The following is an 18,036-nucleotide window of genomic DNA, read 5'->3' as shown; positions in this document are numbered from 1 at the left end:
GGCTGCACGATGACCGGCTACGACACGTCCTTCCTGGGACCCGACGTCCCTCTCCCGGTGGTGCCGCGCGAGGTGCGCGTGCTGCCGTCGACGCACTTCACCGTGCAGCTCGACCCCGTCCGGCGCCTCGCGGCGTCCACCGCCGTCAACATCGACGGCAGCCGTCTGCTCTCGCTGCCACGGTCCGACCGGTGGGTGTTCGACGCGCGCGTGCCCGAGTCCGAGCAGACCGGCCCACACGTCTACGACCACAACGACCTCGACCGCGGCCACCTCGTCCGCCGGCAGGACCCCGTATGGGGCGAGCCCGACGAGGCGCAGCGCGCGAACGTCGAGACGTTCACGTTCGCGAACGCCGCCCCGCAGGCGGCGATGTTCAACCAGGGCAAGGAGCTGTGGCTCGGCCTCGAGGACCACGTGCTCACGTACGCCGGCACGTGGCGGCAGCGGGTGAGCGTGTTCACCGGGCCCGTGCTGCTCGACAGCGACCCGGTGTACCGGGGGTGCGGGATCCCGCGGCAGTTCTGGAAGGTCGCGGTGTGGGCGGTCGACGCCGACGACGCACCGGCCGGCACCGCACCGACCGACCCGCCCGACCCCGGCGAGTACCCCTTTGACGCCGACGACGGCGCGACCTCCCACCACGAGCCCGACTCCGATCCCGCCGAGGACCCGGACGCCCGCCGCCCGTTCACCGAGCGGCCCTTCACGGAGACCACGCACCGCGCGCTGGCCGCCGCCGCGTTCGTGCTCGACCAGTCGCCGCTGATCGCCGGCCTCGACCTCGACGAGGCCCTGCGGGTCGCCCGTGAGGCGGACGCTCCCCCGCCGCTGGGCCCGTTCCGCACGTTCCAGGTGCCGGTGTCGACGGTCGCGTCGCTCAGCGGCCTCGACCTCGGCCCGGTGGTCGCCGCGGACGTGCTCGGGAACCAGCCGACGCCCGAGGGCCGGCAGGCGTGGATCACGCTCACGTCACCGGACGACGTCGTCCTGTACTGAGCGCCGCAGCGGCACCACCATCGGCGTCCCGGTCTCCGGGTCGGGCACGACGCGGCTGGCCAGCCCGAACACCTCCCGCACGAGCGGCGCGGTCACCACGTCCTGCGGCGCACCCTGCGCGACGATGCGCCCGTCCCGCATCGCGACGAGGTGCGTGGCGTAGCGCGCGGCCTGGTTGAGGTCGTGCAGCACCGCGACCAGCGTGCGACCCTCGGCGTGCAGCCGGGCGCACAGGTCCATGACCTCGACCTGGTGGGCGATGTCGAGGAACGTGGTCGGCTCGTCGAGCAGCAGCAGGTCGGTCTGCTGCGCGAGGGACATCGCGAGCCACACCCGCTGCCGCTGGCCGCCGGACAGGTCGGAGACGAACCGGTCGCGCAGGTCCTCGACCTCGGTCGCGCGCAGGGCCTCGTCGACCGCACGCGCGTCGGCGGCGGACCACTGCCGCAGGATCCCCTGGTGCGGGTAGCGGCCGCGCGCGACGAGGTCGCCGACGGAGATCGCCTCAGGCGCGATCGGCCCCTGCGGCAGCAGCGCGAGCCGCTTTGCGACGTCCTTGCTGCGCAGCTTGTCGATGGGCGCGCCGTCGAGCAGCACCCGGCCCTCGCGCGGCGTGAGCGTGCGGGCCAGCGCGCGCAGGAGCGTCGACTTGCCGCACCCGTTGGGCCCGATGATCACGGTGAACGACCCGGGCGCGACCGCGAGGTGCAGGTCGCGCGCGACGACGAGCCGGTCGTACGCGAGGGTGACCCCGTCGGCCACCAGGGGGCTGTCGGCGACGATCACACCGCACTCCTTCGGAACTCGCGGACCAGCAGGAACACCAGGTACACCCCGCCGAGCCCGGCCGTGACGACCCCGACGGGCAGCTGCTGCGACGGGATCGCGTGCTGCGCGACGAGGTCCGCGACGACGAGCAGGGCGGCGCCGGTGCAGGCGGCCGCCACCATGCCCGGTCCGCTCGACCGGGTCAGCCGGCGGGCGATCTGCGGGGCGGTCAGCGCGACGAACGCGACCGGCCCGCACACGCTCACGGCCGCGGCGGTCAGCAGCACCGCGACGAGCACGGCCCGCGTCCGGGTGCGGTCGGTCCGCACGCCGACCGACGTCGCGGCCTCGTCGCCCATCTCGACGACCTGCAGCGGCCGGGTCAGCAGGAGTGCGAGCGGCAGCAGCACGACGAGCGCGGCGACGATCAGCCGCACGTCCGCCCACGTGCGGGCGGCGAGGCTGCCGTTGAGCCACTGCGCGATCACCATCGCGTCCTCGCGCGACGCCCGGGCGAGCGCGAGCTGGACGAACGCGAGCGCCATCGCGCCGACCGCGATGCCGACGACGACGAGCCGCTGCGGCCGCGAGAACCCGCTGCCCGACCCGAACCACACGGCCGCGGTCGCGACGAACGCGCCGAGCACCGCACCGACGGGCACGGGCACGACCCCGGGCCAGACGAGCCCGGCCGCAGCCGCCCCCGCCGCCGCGCCCGCACCGAGCCCGATCACGTCGGGGCTGCCGAGCGGGTTGCGCGTCACCGACTGGAACATCGCTCCGGACACCGCGAGCGCCGCACCGGCACCGGCCCCGACCAGCAGGCGCGGCAGGCGGGTCGTGTAGAGCACCCAGTGCTGGATGCGTGTCCCCTGCCCGGCGACCACCGCGGGCAGCTCGGACAGCGGGATGCCCAGCTCGCCGACGGTGATCGTGACGAGCGCGGTGACGAGGACGACGACGAGCGCCAGGACGCACACCACGAGCGGCCGCCGGCGCCAGACGAGCACGACACCGCGGTCGCCGTCGGGCCCGCTCGCGACGCGCACGGTCCGCGGACCTCGCGCGCGCACCGCGTCCGTCCGGGGCTCGACCGCGGTGCTCACAGCGCCACCCGGCCGCGCCGCACCGCGGCGATCAGGAACGGCGCGCCGACGAAGGCGGTGACGGCCCCGACCATGAGCTCGCCCGGCCGCGCGACGACCCGGCCCACGACGTCCGCACCGAGCAGCAGCACGGGCCCGAGCAGCGCGCAGTACGGCAACAGCCAGCGGTGGTCTGACCCGGTGAACGACCGCACGACGTGCGGCACCGCGAGCCCGACGAACGCGATGGGCCCGCACGCGGCGACGGCCGCGGCGCACAGGATCGTCGCGACGGCCGCGCCGAGCAGCCGCGTGCGACCGGCACGCAGCCCGAGCGACGTGGCGGCCTCGTCGCCGAGCGCGAGCGCGTTGAGCGGCCGCGCGAGCAGCACGCACGCGACGAGCCCCGCGACGACGAACGGCGCGACCTCTCCGACGGTGCCGGGCGGCCGTCCGGCGAGCGAGCCGACGACCCACGCGCGGTAGGAGTCGAACACCTGGGGCCGGGCGAGCGAGATCGCCTCGACGAGCGCGACGAGCACCGCCGACACGGCCGCGCCCGCGAGCACGAGCCGCACGGGCGTCGCCCGTCGTCCGCCCGACCCCACGAGGTACACGGCGACCGCCGCGAGCAGCGCACCCGGGACGGCCGCCCAGACCGAACGGCCCGCGCCCGCACCGGCGATCGCCGCGACGACCACCACCGACGCCGACGCCCCTGCGTTGACCCCGAGCAGCCCGGGGTCGCCGAGCGGGTTGCGCGTGAGCCCCTGGATGACGACGCCCGCGACCGCCAGCGCCGCACCGACGAGCACGCCGAGCTGCGTGCGCGGGATGCGCGACTGCACCACGGTCGAGACGTACGAGCCGTCCGGGTGCCGCCACACGGACCACACGTCCCCCAGGGGCACAGGCTTCGCGCCGACCGCGATGCTGAGCCCGACGGCGATCAGCAGCAGGGCCACGGCGGCCAGCAGCCCGACCGCCAGCAGAGACGACCGCGAGCCCCGAGCGCGTGCTGCGCGCGGGGCTCGCGGGATCGTCGTGGTGCTCATGGGTGCACGGTACGGAAGGTGCCCGAGGTCAGGCGCCCGCGTCAGGCCTTGGCCGCGGCCTCCGCGACGAGCGGCACGTACGCGTCGAGCGCCCACGGCACACTGAGCGGTGTCGCGACCGACACGGCCATGCCGAGCTGGCGGTCGAGCATCGGCACGTACGCACCCTTGGCGAACGCGGGGATCTGGGCGAACAGCGGCTGCGACTCGGTGGCGGCCTGCTCGGTCTCGTCGTTGAACCAGGTGAGCAGCACCTGGACGTCGTCCAGCTGGTCCGCGTTCTCCAGGCCGAGCGTCGCGGTGAACGTGCCGGGCGACGCGGTGAGGTTCGCGACGGACGGTGCGAGCGTCATGCCGAGGCCGGTGAGCAGCTCGACGCGCGGGTCGCCCGGCAGGTACACGGACAGCGAGCCCGGCTCGGTGCCGGCGTACACGTACGCGAACGTCTTGCCGGCGAGCTCGGGGTGCGCAGCCGCGGCGGCGTCGATCGCGTCCTGCCGCTTCTTCAGCAGCGGGGCAGCCTCGTCAGGGACGCCGAGCGCGTTCGCGGCGATCGTCACCTGGTCCTGGATCGTCGTCTGCCACGGCTCGCCCGGGTACGCGACGACCGGGACGAGCTCCGAGAGCTGGTCGAACGTCGCCTGGTCGAGCCCGGACTGCGGCGCGAGCACCAGGTCCGGGTCGAGCGCGACGATCGCGTCGACGTCGAGCGGGTAGCCCGCGATCGTCTTGGGCAGGTCGGCGCCCTGCTTCTCGACGGCCTCGCGGAACCACGGCTGGTAGCCGTCCGCGTCGCCGCCCCACGTGTCCGCCTCGACGCCGACCGGCACCGTTCCCAGCTCGAGCGCGATGTCCGCGGCACCCCAGCCGAGGGCCACGACGCGCTCGGGCTTCTTCTCGATCGTCGCCGAGCCGAGCGCCGACTCGACGGTCACGGGGAACGCGGCGTCGCCGGTGGCGTCGGGGCTCGTGCTCGCACCGTCCGACGAGCCAGACGAGCCGCTGCACGCGGCGAGGGACAGGGCGACGGCGGTCGCGGTGGCGACGGCGGCGGCGCGGCGCAGGAGGCGCACGGACTGGCTCCGATCGGGGTCGGCGGCGACCGGACTGGCGTCTGCGGTCATGAGGTAAGCCTAACCTCTGCTCCGAGTCGCCGGCTGTCGACCTCGTCACACCCGAGCGGGCCCTCACAAGGCCAGCGGCGACCCCGTCAGACGCTCGAACGCCTCCAGGTACCGCGCACGCGTCCGCTCGACGACGTCTGCGGGCAGGGGCGGCGGCGGGGTCTCGCCCTCCCGGTCCCAGCCGCTCGCGGCCGACGTCAGCCAGTCGCGCACGAACTGCTTGTCGAAGCTCGGCTGCGCGCGGCCCGGCTGCCAGCCGTCCGCGGGCCAGAAGCGCGACGAGTCCGGCGTGAGCACCTCGTCGCCGAGCGTCACCGCACCCGTCACCGGGTCGGTGCCGAACTCGAGCTTGGTGTCCGCGAGGATCACGCCCCGCTCGCGCGCGATCGCCTCCGCCCGGGCGTACACCGCGAGCGTGAGGTCCCGCAGCGTCGCCGCCGCGTCCTCGCCGACCTGGGCGGCGACCGCCGAGAAGGGCACGTTCTCGTCGTGCTCGCCGAGCTCCGCCTTGGTCGCTGGCGTGAAGATCGGCTCCGGCAGCCGCGACCCGTCGACGAGCCCCGACGGCAGCGGGATGCCCGTGACCTCGCCCGACACCCGGTACTCCGCGAGCCCCGACCCCGTGAGGTAGCCGCGGGCGACGCACTCGACCGGGAACATCTCGAGCCGTCGGCACACCATGGCCCGACCGTTGACCTCGGCGGGCACGTCGGTGGACACCACGTGGTTCGGCACCAGGTCGGCGAGCTGCTCGAACCACCACAGGCTCAGCTGCGTCAGCACGATCCCCTTGTCGGGGATCCCGGGGCTCAGCACGTGGTCGTACGCGGACACCCGGTCGCTCGCGACGACGAGCACGACGTCGCCGAACGCCTCTGTCACGGCCCGGCCCGCCGGCGAGTCGTCGGGGACGTACAGGTCACGGACCTTGCCCGAGTAGGTGTGCGCCCAGCCGGGCAGGTCGACGGCCGAGTCGGCTCCGAGGTCGAGGGTCACCGGCCTAGTGTGACGTGCGCGACCGCCCGGTCGTCCACGTCGTCCACCAGGCGAGGAGCTTCGATGACCGGCGGTGCCGACAGCCCCGTCCTCGTCGTCCTCGGCGGTCTGCCCGGGAGCGGGAAGACGACCGTCGCGCGGGGTGTCGCCCGGGCGCTGCGGGCCGTGCACGTGCGCGTCGACACCGTCGAGCAGGCGGTGCTGCACTCGTCGCTCGGGGTGGCTGCGGTGGCCGAGGCCGGGTACGCCGCCGCGATGGGTGTCGCCGCCGACAACCTGCGGCTGGGGCTCGACGTCGTCGCCGACAGCGTCAACCCCGTCGCGGCGAGCCAGGACGGCTGGCGGTGGGTCGGCGCCGAGACCGGCGCGGGGGTCGTCGAGATCCTCGTGGTCTGCACCGACCCCGCCGTGCACCGCGTGCGCGTCGAGGAACGGACGGCCGACATCCCGGGCCACGTGCAGCCGACGTGGGAGTCCGTGACGACCATCACGCTCGACGCGTGGCCCACGGCCGCGGCGCTCGACACCGCGGGGGCCACCGTCGAGGAGTCGGTCGCGGCGGCGCTGGCCCTCGTGGCGCGAGCCCGCTGACCGCGCCGCTCGGACCAGCAGGTCAGTCGAGCTCGTCCGGCGTCGTCAGCGCGTCCGGCACGGGCAGGCCGATCAGGCGCAGCAGCCGCTCGACGGTCTCCTCGACGAACGTGTCCTGGGGCTCGTCGACGTGCTCCTCCGCGAGGAGCTTGCGCACCCGCTTGGCCCCGACGTCGTCGGTGCCCGCGAGCGCGGCCCACTCGGCGAACCCTTCGGCCTCGGCGTCGAGGTCCACGGGGTCGCTCTCGGCCGGGTCGTCGAAGTAGTCGCGCGGCTGGAAGCCGAGGTAGAACCGCCCGCAGCCCTCGGGGGCAGGGCGGTACTCGACGGTCGCGATGTCGCTGTCGTGGATGTCGATCGACAGGCTCGGCGTCACGGCTGGATCGCCACCCCACTCACCGTCGCCGTAGACGAGCGTCTCGAACGCGCCCATGCGTTCCTCCTGGGATCGGGTCGGTCCGCGTCAGTGCGCCGCTGCTGCGGCGGCGATGTCCGACCGGTGGTGCGAGCCTGCCAGCGAGATGCGATCGACGCCCGCGTACGCGGCCGTGCGGGCCGCGGCCAGGTCGGTACCGGTGGCCGTGACGGACAGCACGCGCCCGCCGGCGGAGACGAGCGCGCCGTCCACGATCGCGGTGCCGGCGTGCAGCACGTGCACGCCGGGCACGGCGTCCGCGTCGTCGACGCCCTCGATCGGGTCGCCCGAGCGCGGCGATGCGGGGTAGCCCTCGGACGCGACGACGACCGTGACGGCCGCGTCGTCGCGCCACTCGAGCGGCGGGAGGTCCGCGAGCGTGCCGGTCGCGGACGCCAGCAGCACACCCGCCAGCGGGGTCGCGAGCCGCGCGAGCACGACCTGCGTCTCCGGGTCGCCGAACCGTGCGTTGAACTCGACGACGCGCACGCCCTTCGACGTGAGCGCGAGCCCGCAGTACAGGACGCCCGAGAACGGCGTGCCCCGGCGGGCCATCTCGGCGACCGTGGGCTTCGCGACACGCTCGACGACCTCCTCGACCAGCCCGTCCGGCGCCCACGGCAGCGGCGAGTACGCACCCATGCCGCCCGTGTTGGGTCCCTCGTCGCCGTCGTGCGCGCGCTTGAAGTCCTGCGCCGGGACGAGCGGCACGACGTCGGTGCCGTCGCACAGCACGAACAGCGACACCTCGGGCCCGTCGAGGTACTCCTCGACGACCACGGCGCCGCCCTCCTTCGCGAGGCACGCCTCCGCGTGGGCCAGGGCCTCGGCACGGTCGGACGTCACGACGACGCCCTTGCCGGCGGCGAGCCCGTCCTCCTTGACGACGTACGGCGCGCCGAACGCGTCGAGCGCGGCGGCGACGTCGGCGGCGTCGGTGACGACGCGCGGCTCGGCGGTCGGCACGCCCGCGGCGGCCATGACCTCCTTGGCGAACGCCTTGGAGCCCTCCAGACGGGCACCCTCGCCGGACGGGCCGAACACCGGGATCCCGGCGGCACGGACCGCGTCGGCGACGCCCGCGACGAGCGGCGCCTCCGGCCCGACGACGACGAGGTCGACGCCCAGCTCCGTGGCGAGCGCGGCGACGGCCGGGCCGTCGAGCTGGTCGACCGGGTGCAGCGTGGCCAGCGCGCCGATCCCAGGGTTGCCCGGGGCGGCGTGCAGCGCGGTCACCGACGGGTCGAGGGACAGCGCGCGGACGAGGGCGTGCTCACGGGCACCGGTGCCGACGACGAGGATCTTCACGGTGCGCGAGCCTACCGAGGCGTGCCGGGCGCCGCGGTCGGCGTCCACGGCGGTCGGGCGTCGAGCGCCGGGCGTGGACGGGTCGCCCGCCGGGTCAGGCGTCGGCGGTGTCGCCGTCGTCCGGGAGCGGCAGCGCCAGCACGTCGAGGTAGATCCGGACCGTGCGGCGGCCGGCCGTCTCGCCGGCCTTCTTGAGCGCCTTCGCGGCCTCGACGTGGTCGGTCAGCACGCGCTGCAGCTCGGCGATCAGGTCGTGGGCCTCGTCGGGCGTGAGGTCGGTGGTGATCCGGTCGTTGATCTCGGAGTCGTCCCAGCCGGGGGCGGCCTCCGTGCGGGACATCCACCGGGTGAGCACCTCGGCACGGTCGGCGACGACCGACTGCAGCAGGGCTCGTGCGGCGGGCGCGGTCGCGGGGTTCTTGAGCATCTCGCGGCCGTCGACCGAGAACCCGACCGCGCGCCACCACCGCTCGCGGCCGCCCGTGTGGTCGGGGTCGTCCTCGACGAACCCGTGCTTCTCGAGCTGGCGCAGGTGGTAGCTCGTCTGGCCGCTGCTCTCCCCCAGCTGCCGGCCGAGCTGCGTCGCGGTCGACGGGCCCTGCTCGCCGAGCAGGTTGTACATCGCGGTGCGCAGCGGGTGCGCGAACACCTTGAGCGCCTCCGGCCCGATGGGCGGCTCGGAGAACAGCGGGGTCTTGCCATCAGCCATGTGCAGAGATACCTTTGCAGAGTCTTCTTTGCAGAACATGCTTTGCAGAGCTACCTCGATCGTAAGCCCGGAGGACGTCATGACCCGCACTACCGCGCCGCTCGGCCGCCGCTTCACCGCGCACCTCACGTCCACCGGGCTCGCGAACCTCGGCGACGGCGTGGTGCAGACGGGCGCCCCGCTCGTCGCCCTCACGCTCACCCGGTCGCCCGCGCTGATCGCGCTGCTCACCGCCGCCGCGTGGCTCCCCTGGCTCGTCGGCGGGCTCATGGCCGGGGTGGTCGTCGACCGCCGCGATCGCCGGGTCGTGCGCGCGACCGCCCTCGGTGCGCGCGCCGCGATCCTCACCGCCGCCGTGGTCGTCGTCGCGAGCGGGCACCTGACGATGGCGTTCCTCGTCGCGCTGTCGCTGGCGTACGGCATCACCGAGGTGTTCGCCGATCTCGCGGGCGGCGCGATCACCCCCGACCTCGTCCCCCGGACCCGGCTGCAGGCGGCCAACGGGCGGCTGCTCGCCGTCGAGCAGGTCGCCAACGCGTTCCTCGGCGCACCCATCGCGGGTGCCGTGCTCGCCCTCGGGTCCGGCTGGGTGTTCGGGGTGCCCGCCGGGCTCGCCGTCGGGGCCGTCGCGCTCGTGCTGCTCGGCATCCGCGGGTCCTACAAGCACGCCGCGCCCGACGGCCCGCAGCACGTGGGCGCGCAGGTCCGCGAGGGTGTGACGTTCCTGCTGCACCACCGCGTGCTGCGGCCGCTGCTCATCAGCGGCGGGCTCATGAACATGGCGTCGACCGCGTACTTCTCGGTGTTCGTGCTGTGGGTCGTGGGCGACGGGTCGCGGGTCGGCATGACGCCGCAGACGTACCCGCTGGTGCTCACGGTGCTCGCCGTCGGGGCCGTCGTCGGGTCGGTGCTCGCGGAGCCGGTCGGACGGTTCGTGCCCGAGGTCCGGCTGATGCTCGCGTGCTGGCTGTCCAACGCGGCGCTGCTCGTCGTCCCGGTGCTCGTCCCGACCGTCCCCGCGCTGTGCGTCACCGCGGCACTGCTCGGGCTGACCAACACGCTCGGCAACGTGATCGGGCAGTCCATGCGGCAGCGGATCGTCCCCGCCGGGATGCTCGGCCGGACCAGCGGCGCAGCGCGGACCGTCGCGTTCGGGCTCATGCCGGTCGGCGCGCTGCTCGGCGGGGCCGTCGCCGAGCAGTGGGGGCTGCCGACGGTGTTCTACGGCGCGACCGCGGTGTCGCTGCTCGCCGCGCTGTACGTCTGCGTGGTGCTGCGGCAGCGGATGGTCGACGAGGCGGAGGCCGCCGTGGCCGTCGCCCCCGCCGCGGCCGACGCGGACGAGCCCGTGCCCGCGGCGGCCTGACCGCTCGACACGACGGCCGGCCCCGGGAAGCTCCCGGGACCGGCCGTCGTGCTGCGTGTGGCGGTGTGCGGCGTCAGGCCAGCAGGTCGTGGCGGATGATCGTCGCCTCACGGCCCGGGCCCACGCCGACCGACGAGATGCGCGTGCCGCTGATCTCCTCGAGGTGCAGCAGGTAGCGCTGGGCGGCCTTCGGCAGGTCGTCGAAGTCGCGCGCGCCGCTGATGTCCTCGGTCCAGCCGTCGAGGTACTCGTAGACGGGCGTGGCGTGGTGGAAGTCCGACTGGTCGTCAGGCATCTCGTCGAACCGGCGGCCGTCCACGTCGTACGCGACCGCGACCGGGATGCGGTCCCGGCCGGTCAGCACGTCGAGCTTCGTCACGACCAGGTCGGTGAGGCCGTTGATGCGGCTCGCGTACCGGACCACGACGGAGTCGTACCAGCCGGTGCGACGCGGGCGGCCCGTCGTCGTGCCGAACTCGCCGCCCGTCTGGCGCAGCCACTCGCCGTCCTCGTCGAGCAGCTCCGTCGGGAACGGGCCCTCGCCGACGCGCGTGGTGTACGCCTTCGCGACGGCCACGACGCGGTCGATGCGCGTCGGCCCGACGCCCGAGCCCGTGCACGCGCCACCGGCCGTCGCGGACGACGACGTGACGAACGGGTAGGTGCCGTGGTCGATGTCGAGCATCGTCGCCTGGCCCGCCTCGAACACGAGCGTCTTGCCGTCGTCGAGCGCGCGGTTGAGCAGCAGCGGCGTGTCCGCCACGAACGGGCGCAGGCGGTCGGCGTGCTTGAGCAGCTCCTCGACCGTCTCGTCGACCGTGATCGCACGGCGGTTGTAGACCTTGACCAGCAGGTGGTTCTTGCCGTCGAGGGCACCCTCGACCTTCTGGCGCAGGATCTTCTCGTCGAACAGGTCCTGGATGCGGACGCCGACGCGGTTGATCTTGTCCGCGTACGTGGGGCCGATGCCGCGGCCCGTCGTGCCGATCCGGCGCTTGCCGAGGAACCGCTCCGTGACCTTGTCGACCGTGCGGTTGTAGGGCGCGATGACGTGCGCACCCGACGAGACGACCAGCGCCGACGTGTCGACGCCGCGACGCTCGAGCGCGTCGATCTCCTCGAACAGCACCTCGATGTCGACGACCACGCCGTTGCCGATCACCGGCACGACGCCCGGCGAGAGGATGCCCGACGGCAGCAGGTGCAGCGCGTACTTCTCGCCACCGATGACCACGGTGTGCCCGGCGTTGTTGCCGCCGTTGAACTTCACCACGTAGTCGATCTGCGAGCCGAGCTGGTCGGTCGCCTTGCCCTTGCCCTCGTCGCCCCACTGGGCCCCGAGCACCACGACGGCCGGCATCTGAACACCACCTTCACCCTGCCTGCGGTCGGGAACCCCGGCGGAAGCGACGTCGCTTGCACGAGGACCCGGGCACGGGCGGCAGTGACCCAGTACCTCCGAGAGGGTACCGGACGGTCAACATCCGGTCATGGGCGGTCCATCGCCGAGCACGCCGTCAGGGCAGCCCGAGCACGCCGTCAGCGCAGCCCCGAGCACGCCTCAGCGCAGCTCCGCGACCTCCGCCGACGAGGTCCCCGAGTCGACGAGGAACTGCGCGCACCGCTCCGCCTCGTCGCTCTCGCCGATCGCCTCGGCGGCCTCCGCGAGCGCCAGCAGCGCCCGCAGGAACCCCTGGTTCGGCGCGTGGTCGGCCGGGATCGGGCCGCGTCCCCGCCAGCCCGCCCGCCGCAGCGCGTCGAGACCACGGTGGTAGCCCGTGCGGGCGAACGCGTACGCGGCGACCGGGTCGCCGTCGTCCGACAGCGCGCGCTCCGCGAGCAGCGCCCAGACGAGCGACGACGCGGGCGCGACGGGCACCACGTCACGCGGCGCCGAGCCCGCCGTGAGCGCGGCACGGGCGTCGCCGTCGGGGCCGTCGGCCGGGAGCAGGGTGGGCGCGGGACCGTCCAGGAGGTTCTCGTGACTCATGCGGCCAGTCTCCCGCAGACCGCGCGATCGTCCACGGGCGCGCTCACCTGCGGCGTCGCTCGCGCGGTTGGACACGTGTCCGCTCCGGGTGCGGACCCGTGGGAGCGCAACTACAGTCGTGCCGCCGACACCCCCGGTCGGCGCCCGCTGCCCCCCTGGGCACCTCGGACACAGGTGACCACCATGATCGAGATCTCCACGTCCTCGACGACCACGACGCTGGTCGTCTCCGGCGACCTGGACCTGGCCGAGCGCGACCAGTTCCCCGAGATCGCCGCGCGAGTGGTCGGCCTGCGCCGTCAGCTCCTCGTCATCGACATGTGCGGCGTGACGTTCATGGACTCCACCGGCGCCGCGTTCCTCATCTCGCTGGCCGACGCCGGTCGCCGCCGTGGCGGGGCGACCGTGCTGCGCGGCACGGACCCGCGCGACCTGTTCGTCCTCGAGATCTGCGGTGCCCTCGAGCTGTTCCGCGTCGACGCCGACCACCGGTGCACCGAGGTCACGGGGTCCGGGTTCGTCCGCCCGAGCGGGGCGCCCACACCCGCCTGAGCGGCTCTGACCGGTTCCGGGCCGCCGACGCCTGCGCTCGTCCGGCGGACGACCGCTCAGCGACCCGCCGGAGGCAGCACCCCCGGGCGCACCCGCGCCCACACCAGCTTGCCGCCCCGCGACTGCCGCCAGCCCCAGTCCGCGAGCCGCTCGACGATCTGCATGCCGAACCCGCCGACCCGCCCGGGGTGCCCGTCCGTGGTGACGGGAGGCGCGGGGTTGCCGTCCTCGACCTCGATGCGCAGCCCGTCGCCCGTGTCGTACAGCTGCAGCGACACGTGGCCGTACCCGTGCAGGACGGCGTTCGCGACGAGCTCGGAGACGACGAGCTCCGCGTTCGCGGCCTCCGGGATGTCCCAGGCCTGGCACGTCCGCACCACGGCGTGCCGGGCGCGGCCGATCGACGCGGGCTCGCTCGGCAGCGACCACCGCCGCCGCCGCGGGCTGCGTGCGCGTTCGAGCTGGTCGCGCGGGTCGGGCACGCGCACCACGACGACCGCGACGTCGTCCTCGGTGTGGTCGGCGAGCCGGGACAGGAGCTCCTCGCCGATCCCTGCCGCGTCGAGCGCGGTGACGTGCGCGGCGACCCCGGCGAGCGCCGCGAGCCCTTCGCGCAGCGCCCGGTCGCGCCGCTCGATCAGGCCGTCGGTGTAGTAGACGAGGAAGTCGCCCGGCTGCAGGTCCAGCACGGCCGTGCTGCGGCCGTGGCCGCCGAAGCCGATGAGCGGGCCTCCGGCCTCCCGGAGCTCGGTCGCCCGACGCTCGCGCACGTGCAGCACCGGCAGGTGCCCCGCCCGGGAGTACTCGAGACGCCACCCGCCGCCCGACCGGGTCAGCGTCGACAGCACCAGACCCGCCGAGCGCGGGATCCGCATGCCCGTGACGAGCTGGTCGACGCGTTCCAGCACCGGGCCGGGCGACGTGATGTCGAACGTGTACGACCGCACCACCGAGCGCAGCTGCCCCATCGCTGCGGCGGCCTCGACGTCGTGCCCGACGACGTCGCCGATGACCACACCGACCACGTCCGGCGCGATCTGCAGCACGTCGTACCAGTCGCCGCCGACCTGCACGTTCTCGGAGTTCGGCGCGTAGTACGTCCACACGTCGAGGCCGTCGACCTCGGCCTGCTCGGGGAGCATCGCCCGCTGGAGCGTCTCGGCGAGCCGGTGCTCACGGTCGTAGAGGCGTGCGTTGTCGACCACGAGACCCACGCGCCGAGCGGTCAGCTCGAGGATGGTCATCGTCGACGGCTCGATCGCCGCCAGCCCGCCGGCCTCGCGCGGCAGCACGACGAGGACGCCGAGCACCCGCCGTCGGCCCGGGACCGGGTAGACGACCGCCCGCCGGTCGCCCGTCGTGCGCGCGTCGTGCCCCGGGTCCTCCCCCACGTGCCGTGCGAGCCACGCCGACGCGCTGCCCGGTGCGTAGGTGCCGTCCAGGTCGAGCTCGACGGGCCGGTCCCGGTCGCCGTCGAGCAGCAGCTGCACGGTGTCGCGCGGGAACCGCGCCGGGGCGCCGCCGAGCACCGGGATGGCGCCCGTCGCGGTCGACGTCACGCGCAGCGCCGACCGGTGTGGGTCGCCGGGATGGCCGTCGCCGTGGCGGTGGCCCTTGCCGCTCGGCGCGTGCCCCGACCCGATCCCGTCGGCCGAGCGCAGCCCGCCGTCGTTCAGGTAGAACGCCGCCCACCCGACGACCGCCCGGCGCAGCATCATCGCGATCTCGCGCAGCGCGTGCGGGTCGTCGACGTCCATGAGCAGGTCCGACACCTGCGCGACGAGCCCGAGGCTGCGCCGCTCGCGCCGCTCCGCCTCGACGAGCGCGGCCTGCTCGGCGTCGTGCGAGAGCTGCTCCGTGAGGTCCTGCATCGCGACGACCCAGTGCGTCGCCGGGCCGTCCCCGTCGCGCACGGGTGACAGGTGCACGCGGCACGTCAGGCGGGAGCCGTCGGCCCGCTCGAGCGTCAGCGTCTGCGACACGGCACGCTCCTCACGGACCGCGGTCGCCAGCGCGTCCGCCTCCGCGGGGCACAGCGCCGACCGCTCGACGACCTGCGCGCGGCGGCTCCGGGCCCCTTCCAGCCCGTACCCCGTGGCCGCCTCGAACGCCGCGTTGACCCACACGACGGGCAGGTCCGGCTGCGACGCGTCCAGGAGCGCCATCGGCACGGCGGTGGACGCCAGGGCGAGCTCACGGGCCCGGGCGAGCAGATGATCCGACGTCGGATGCGTGTGGGAGTTGACCACCACCACCTCCGATCGTCTAGCGTGCCGAACGGGCGAAACGTCGAATCGACGGCGCAGCGCCTTCCAGGGACAGGAACGGAAGGAGCACCGTGCGCGACGGTAACAGCACCACCCCCGAGGAGCCCGGGGACACCAGTGCGCTGGACCCGAGCAACGGCGTGATCGGCGAACCGGGTGCGGTCCACGTGATCGTCGGCGCGGACAGGACACGCATCGTGCTCTCCGGCGAGGTCGACGCGGACCTCGGCCCGGAGCTGCAGGAAGCGACCGCCGAGGCCGAGCAGCTGGGCCTGCCGATCGAGGTCGACGCGCACCACGTGACGTTCATGGACTCGTCGGGCGTCGCGTTCCTCGCGCGCCTGTCCATCCGGTCGCAGCACCGCGTCCGCCTCCTGCGCGTGCCCCCGACCGTGCGGTTCCTGCTCGAGGTCACGCGGATCGGCGAGCTCGTCGACGTCGTCGACGGGGACGACGAGGCGGAGTTCCAGCCGGTCGGCGACACCGCGTCCGGCGACACGGGCCCCGGCGCCGCCTGATCCCGCTCCTACGCACGAAGGCCCCGCACCTGGTCGGTGCGGGGCCTTCGCCGTGCAGGGTGGGTCAGCCGAGCTTGTTGCCGGCCGAGCGCAGCTGCTGGGCGGCCTCGACGATGCGCTGGGCCATGCCGGCCTCGGCCAGCTTGCCCCAGGCGCGCGGGTCGTACGCCTTCTTGTTGCCGACCTCGCCGTCGATCTTCAGGACGCCGTCGTAGTTGGTGAACATGTGGCCCACCACGGGACGCGTGAACGCGTACTGCGTGTCCGTGTCGATGTTCATCTTGATGACGCCGTTGTCGACCGCCTCCGCGATCTCCTCGGCCGTCGAGCCCGAGCCACCGTGGAACACCAGGTCGAACGGCGAGTCCTTGCCGACCTCGGCGCCGACGGCCTTCTGGATGTCCGCGAGGATCGACGGGCGCAGCTTGACGGCACCCGGCTTGTACACGCCGTGCACGTTGCCGAACGTGAGGGCCGTCAGGTAGCGGCCCTTCTCGCCCGCACCGAGCGCGCGGACCGTCGCGAGGCCGTCCTCGGCCGTCGTGTAGAGCTTCTCGTTGATCTCCGCCTCGTGGCCGTCCTCCTCGCCACCGACGACGCCGACCTCGATCTCGAGGATCGTGCGGGCCGCCTGCGAGAGCTCGAGGAGCTCCGCCGCGATCACGAGGTTCTCGTCCAGCGGGATGTCCGAGCCGTCGAACATGTGCGACTGGAACGTCGGGTTCTCACCGCGCTTGACCTGCTCGGCCTCGAGCGCGAGCAGCGGGCGGACCCACGAGTCCAGGTTCTTCTTGACGCAGTGGTCGGTGTGCAGCGCGACGGTGATGCCGTAGCCCTTGGCGACCTCGGTCGCGTAGGCCGCGAGCGCGAGCGAGCCCGAGACGCGGTCCTTGACCGTCGAGCCGGAGGCGTACTCCGCGCCGCCGACCGAGACCTGCAGGATGCCGTCCGACTCGGCCTCCGCGAAGCCCTGCAGCGCGGCGGTGACGGTCTGGGAGGACGTGATGTTCACGGCGGGGTAGGCGAACTTGCCTGCCTTCGCCCGGTCGATCATCTCGGCGTAGACCTCAGGGGTGGCGATGGCCATCTGCAGCATCTCCTGCGTTGGGTGGTGGGGCGGTGTCGGTCTGAGTTTGCCACTACTGGGTGAGATGGCGGTCGGGACGTCCTGCCTACGGACGGGGGCTCGTCGGACTTTGCGGGGCCGCGCGGCACGCCGACGACCCCCGCCCGTCTCAGGAACCGGGACGCGTCGCTCGCCGCGTGGTCGCGGCGCCGGGTGCGCGGGTGAAAACGGACTGACGTACCGGGGCGATCCGCCCATCGGTGCGGGGCCGTGGGCTCCACGTGTCGATGACGTCCGGGACCACTTGTTCGTCACCACCGAGGACGCCCTCCCGATGCGACTGCGCACGATCGCCGCCACCGTCACTGCTGCCCTCGTGACACCACTGCTGCTGTCGGCCGGTGCTCCGTCGGCGTCGACCGTCCCCGGCACGGCGCCCGCCGAGCCGCTCGCGGCCCCCACGGTCGCGCCCGACGCCACCGTCGTCGGCCCGCCGGCGACGCAGACGCGGCCGCTGGACGAGGCGGTCTACTCGGCGACCGGTGACGTGCTCGTCGCGCCGGCCGACGGCACGCAGGTCTCCGTCCCGCTGACGCCCGAGAGCTGGCGGGACGTCGGCAGCATCGCCGGGTCCGACGGCGCGCCGACGACCTCCGTGAGCTACGGCTCGTCGCCCACCGTGTACGCGGTCACGTCCTCGTCAGGCAGCGAGACCTGGTGGCAGCGGGAGCGGCTGACGTCCGACGGCTGGGCGTCGGCCGGCTACCCGACGTCGCCCGCCACCGGCGGTGGCTCGCTCGTCGGATCGACGTACCACCGGTGGAGCACCAGCAACGAGCTGTTCGTGACCGGCGGGGACGGCGTCACGCACAAGCTGTCCGTCCGGGAGTGGGCGGCCGTCGGGTACCCGGCGTTCGTCACCCGTGCGGGCGGGTTCTACAAGCGGCTGTCGACGCCGGGGATCTTTCGCGGCTCTTCGGACGACCTGTCCTCCCTGACGCCGATCACGGCGGCCGAGTGGGCCGCTGAGGGCTTCCCGACGCCCGCGACGCTCCCGGAGCCGTCCGGCGACATCCGCACCGACAGCCCGCCGCCGACCCCGACGCCGGCGCCGACTCCGACCACCAGCACGCCGACCGCCACGCCGACCCCGACGCCGACGCCGACGCCGACCACGCCACCCAGCACGCCAGCCACCGTCATGCCGGACGCCACCAACACCGGCGT

Annotated in this window: 17 protein-coding genes and 1 pseudogene; 6 read left to right on the top strand and 12 right to left on the bottom strand. The window is 74.1% G+C overall.

Annotation, left to right across the window (positions count from 1 at the left end; genetic code table 11):
* Positions 1-9 precede the first annotated feature (9 nt).
* A complete protein-coding gene (locus J7523_RS09685) occupies positions 10-999 on the top strand; it encodes a DNA/RNA non-specific endonuclease (protein WP_291885516.1) in 990 nt (329 codons plus the stop codon).
* On the opposite strand, the gene J7523_RS09680 is transcribed toward J7523_RS09685, so the two are convergent.
* The 5 genes from J7523_RS09680 to J7523_RS09660 all read right to left on the bottom strand — a co-directional run bounded on the left by J7523_RS09680 (position 973) and on the right by J7523_RS09660 (position 6,027).
* Positions 973-1,785, bottom strand: a complete 813-nt coding sequence (locus J7523_RS09680) for an ABC transporter ATP-binding protein (RefSeq protein ID WP_291885513.1) — start codon at positions 1,783-1,785, stop codon at positions 973-975. The two genes, J7523_RS09685 and J7523_RS09680, sit on opposite strands and share 27 nt — an antisense overlap.
* On the bottom strand, positions 1,782-2,873 hold the full coding sequence (locus J7523_RS09675; protein ID WP_291885510.1) for an iron chelate uptake ABC transporter family permease subunit: 1,092 nt from the start codon (positions 2,871-2,873) through the stop codon (positions 1,782-1,784). Before J7523_RS09675 ends, J7523_RS09680 begins: the two co-directional genes overlap by 4 nt.
* Positions 2,870-3,907, bottom strand: a complete 1,038-nt coding sequence (locus J7523_RS09670; RefSeq protein WP_291885507.1) for an iron ABC transporter permease — start codon at positions 3,905-3,907, stop codon at positions 2,870-2,872. The genes J7523_RS09675 and J7523_RS09670 overlap by 4 nt, the downstream gene beginning before the upstream one ends.
* Positions 3,908-3,948: 41 nt before the next feature.
* A complete protein-coding gene (locus J7523_RS09665; RefSeq protein ID WP_291885504.1) occupies positions 3,949-5,031 on the bottom strand; it encodes an ABC transporter substrate-binding protein in 1,083 nt (360 codons plus the stop codon).
* Between the two features lie 63 nt (positions 5,032-5,094).
* Entirely contained in the window at positions 5,095-6,027 is a 933-nt protein-coding gene (locus tag J7523_RS09660; RefSeq protein ID WP_291885502.1) for a phosphoribosylaminoimidazolesuccinocarboxamide synthase, read from the bottom strand.
* A 63-nt stretch (positions 6,028-6,090) separates the two neighbouring features.
* On the opposite strand from J7523_RS09660, the gene J7523_RS09655 reads away from it, so the two are divergent.
* The gene (locus J7523_RS09655) at positions 6,091-6,618 is read left to right on the top strand and encodes an AAA family ATPase (RefSeq protein ID WP_291885499.1); all 528 of its coding nucleotides are present in this window, start codon (positions 6,091-6,093) and stop codon (positions 6,616-6,618) included.
* 22 nt (positions 6,619-6,640) lie between these two features.
* On the opposite strand, the gene J7523_RS09650 is transcribed toward J7523_RS09655, so the two are convergent.
* The 3 genes from J7523_RS09650 to J7523_RS09640 form a co-directional block, all read right to left on the bottom strand.
* Positions 6,641-7,051: a hypothetical protein gene (locus tag J7523_RS09650; protein ID WP_291885494.1), complete on the bottom strand. Its 411-nt coding sequence runs from the start codon at positions 7,049-7,051 to the stop codon at positions 6,641-6,643.
* Positions 7,052-7,081: 30 nt separating this feature from the next.
* The gene (gene purD / locus J7523_RS09645) at positions 7,082-8,341 is read right to left on the bottom strand and encodes a phosphoribosylamine--glycine ligase (protein WP_291885492.1); all 1,260 of its coding nucleotides are present in this window, start codon (positions 8,339-8,341) and stop codon (positions 7,082-7,084) included.
* Between the two features lie 94 nt (positions 8,342-8,435).
* Positions 8,436-9,050, bottom strand: a complete 615-nt coding sequence (locus tag J7523_RS09640; RefSeq protein WP_291885489.1) for a helix-turn-helix domain-containing protein — start codon at positions 9,048-9,050, stop codon at positions 8,436-8,438.
* Positions 9,051-9,129: 79 nt separating this feature from the next.
* On the opposite strand from J7523_RS09640, the gene J7523_RS09635 reads away from it, so the two are divergent.
* Positions 9,130-10,416 (top strand): MFS transporter, encoded by a 1,287-nt coding sequence (locus J7523_RS09635; RefSeq protein ID WP_291885487.1) that lies wholly within the window; start codon positions 9,130-9,132, stop codon positions 10,414-10,416.
* A gap of 73 nt (positions 10,417-10,489) precedes the next feature.
* Here the strand turns inward: J7523_RS09635 and J7523_RS09630 are convergent, their stop codons facing one another.
* Together J7523_RS09630 and J7523_RS09625 are read right to left on the bottom strand one after the other, a co-directional pair.
* Positions 10,490-11,776, bottom strand: coding sequence for an adenylosuccinate synthase (locus tag J7523_RS09630; protein WP_291885484.1), 1,287 nt, complete (start codon positions 11,774-11,776; stop codon positions 10,490-10,492).
* Between the two features lie 201 nt (positions 11,777-11,977).
* Positions 11,978-12,406, bottom strand: a complete 429-nt coding sequence (locus tag J7523_RS09625; protein ID WP_291885482.1) for a DUF3151 domain-containing protein — start codon at positions 12,404-12,406, stop codon at positions 11,978-11,980.
* A 183-nt stretch (positions 12,407-12,589) separates the two neighbouring features.
* On the opposite strand from J7523_RS09625, the gene J7523_RS09620 reads away from it, so the two are divergent.
* A complete protein-coding gene (locus tag J7523_RS09620) occupies positions 12,590-12,958 on the top strand; it encodes an STAS domain-containing protein (protein ID WP_291885479.1) in 369 nt (122 codons plus the stop codon).
* A 56-nt stretch (positions 12,959-13,014) separates the two neighbouring features.
* On the opposite strand, the gene J7523_RS09615 is transcribed toward J7523_RS09620, so the two are convergent.
* Positions 13,015-15,210 carry a SpoIIE family protein phosphatase gene (locus J7523_RS09615; RefSeq protein WP_363266767.1) on the bottom strand — a complete coding sequence of 732 codons (2,196 nt, stop codon included), beginning with the start codon at positions 15,208-15,210 and terminating at the stop codon, positions 13,015-13,017.
* 86 nt (positions 15,211-15,296) lie between these two features.
* Between J7523_RS09615 and J7523_RS09610 the strand changes: the two genes are divergently transcribed.
* Complete coding sequence (locus J7523_RS09610) at positions 15,297-15,743, top strand: STAS domain-containing protein (RefSeq protein ID WP_291885476.1); 447 nt, start codon at positions 15,297-15,299, stop codon at positions 15,741-15,743.
* Between the two features lie 64 nt (positions 15,744-15,807).
* On the opposite strand, the gene fbaA is transcribed toward J7523_RS09610, so the two are convergent.
* Positions 15,808-16,830, bottom strand: a complete 1,023-nt coding sequence (gene fbaA / locus J7523_RS09605) for a class II fructose-bisphosphate aldolase (RefSeq protein ID WP_291885473.1) — start codon at positions 16,828-16,830, stop codon at positions 15,808-15,810.
* 313 nt (positions 16,831-17,143) lie between these two features.
* On the opposite strand from fbaA, the pseudogene J7523_RS09600 reads away from it, so the two are divergent.
* Positions 17,144-18,036, top strand: a pseudogene (locus tag J7523_RS09600) (hypothetical protein); the annotation flags it as partial.

The organism is Cellulomonas sp. (assembly GCF_017744555.1).
GTDB lineage: Bacteria > Actinomycetota > Actinomycetes > Actinomycetales > Cellulomonadaceae > Cellulomonas.
Note: the sequence above shows the minus strand (reverse complement) of the source record. Positions and strands in the feature narration are given on the sequence as shown.

Bases quoted from the DNA above. Each gene is read 5' to 3' on its own strand.
- J7523_RS09650 (WP_291885494.1), bottom strand. From the start codon at position 7,051: ATGGGCGCGTTCGAGACGCTCGTCTACGGCGACGGTGAGTGGGGTGGC.
- J7523_RS09635 (WP_291885487.1), top strand. From the start codon at position 9,130: ATGACCCGCACTACCGCGCCGCTCGGCCGCCGCTTCACCGCGCACCTC.
- J7523_RS09630 (WP_291885484.1), bottom strand. From the start codon at position 11,776: ATGCCGGCCGTCGTGGTGCTCGGGGCCCAGTGGGGCGACGAGGGCAAG.
- J7523_RS09665 (WP_291885504.1), bottom strand. From the start codon at position 5,031: ATGACCGCAGACGCCAGTCCGGTCGCCGCCGACCCCGATCGGAGCCAG.
- J7523_RS09685 (WP_291885516.1), top strand. From the start codon at position 10: ATGACCGGCTACGACACGTCCTTCCTGGGACCCGACGTCCCTCTCCCG.
- J7523_RS09670 (WP_291885507.1), bottom strand. From the start codon at position 3,907: ATGAGCACCACGACGATCCCGCGAGCCCCGCGCGCAGCACGCGCTCGG.
- J7523_RS09640 (WP_291885489.1), bottom strand. From the start codon at position 9,050: ATGGCTGATGGCAAGACCCCGCTGTTCTCCGAGCCGCCCATCGGGCCG.
- fbaA (WP_291885473.1), bottom strand. From the start codon at position 16,830: ATGGCCATCGCCACCCCTGAGGTCTACGCCGAGATGATCGACCGGGCG.
- J7523_RS09625 (WP_291885482.1), bottom strand. From the start codon at position 12,406: ATGAGTCACGAGAACCTCCTGGACGGTCCCGCGCCCACCCTGCTCCCG.
- J7523_RS09620 (WP_291885479.1), top strand. From the start codon at position 12,590: ATGATCGAGATCTCCACGTCCTCGACGACCACGACGCTGGTCGTCTCC.
- J7523_RS09655 (WP_291885499.1), top strand. From the start codon at position 6,091: ATGACCGGCGGTGCCGACAGCCCCGTCCTCGTCGTCCTCGGCGGTCTG.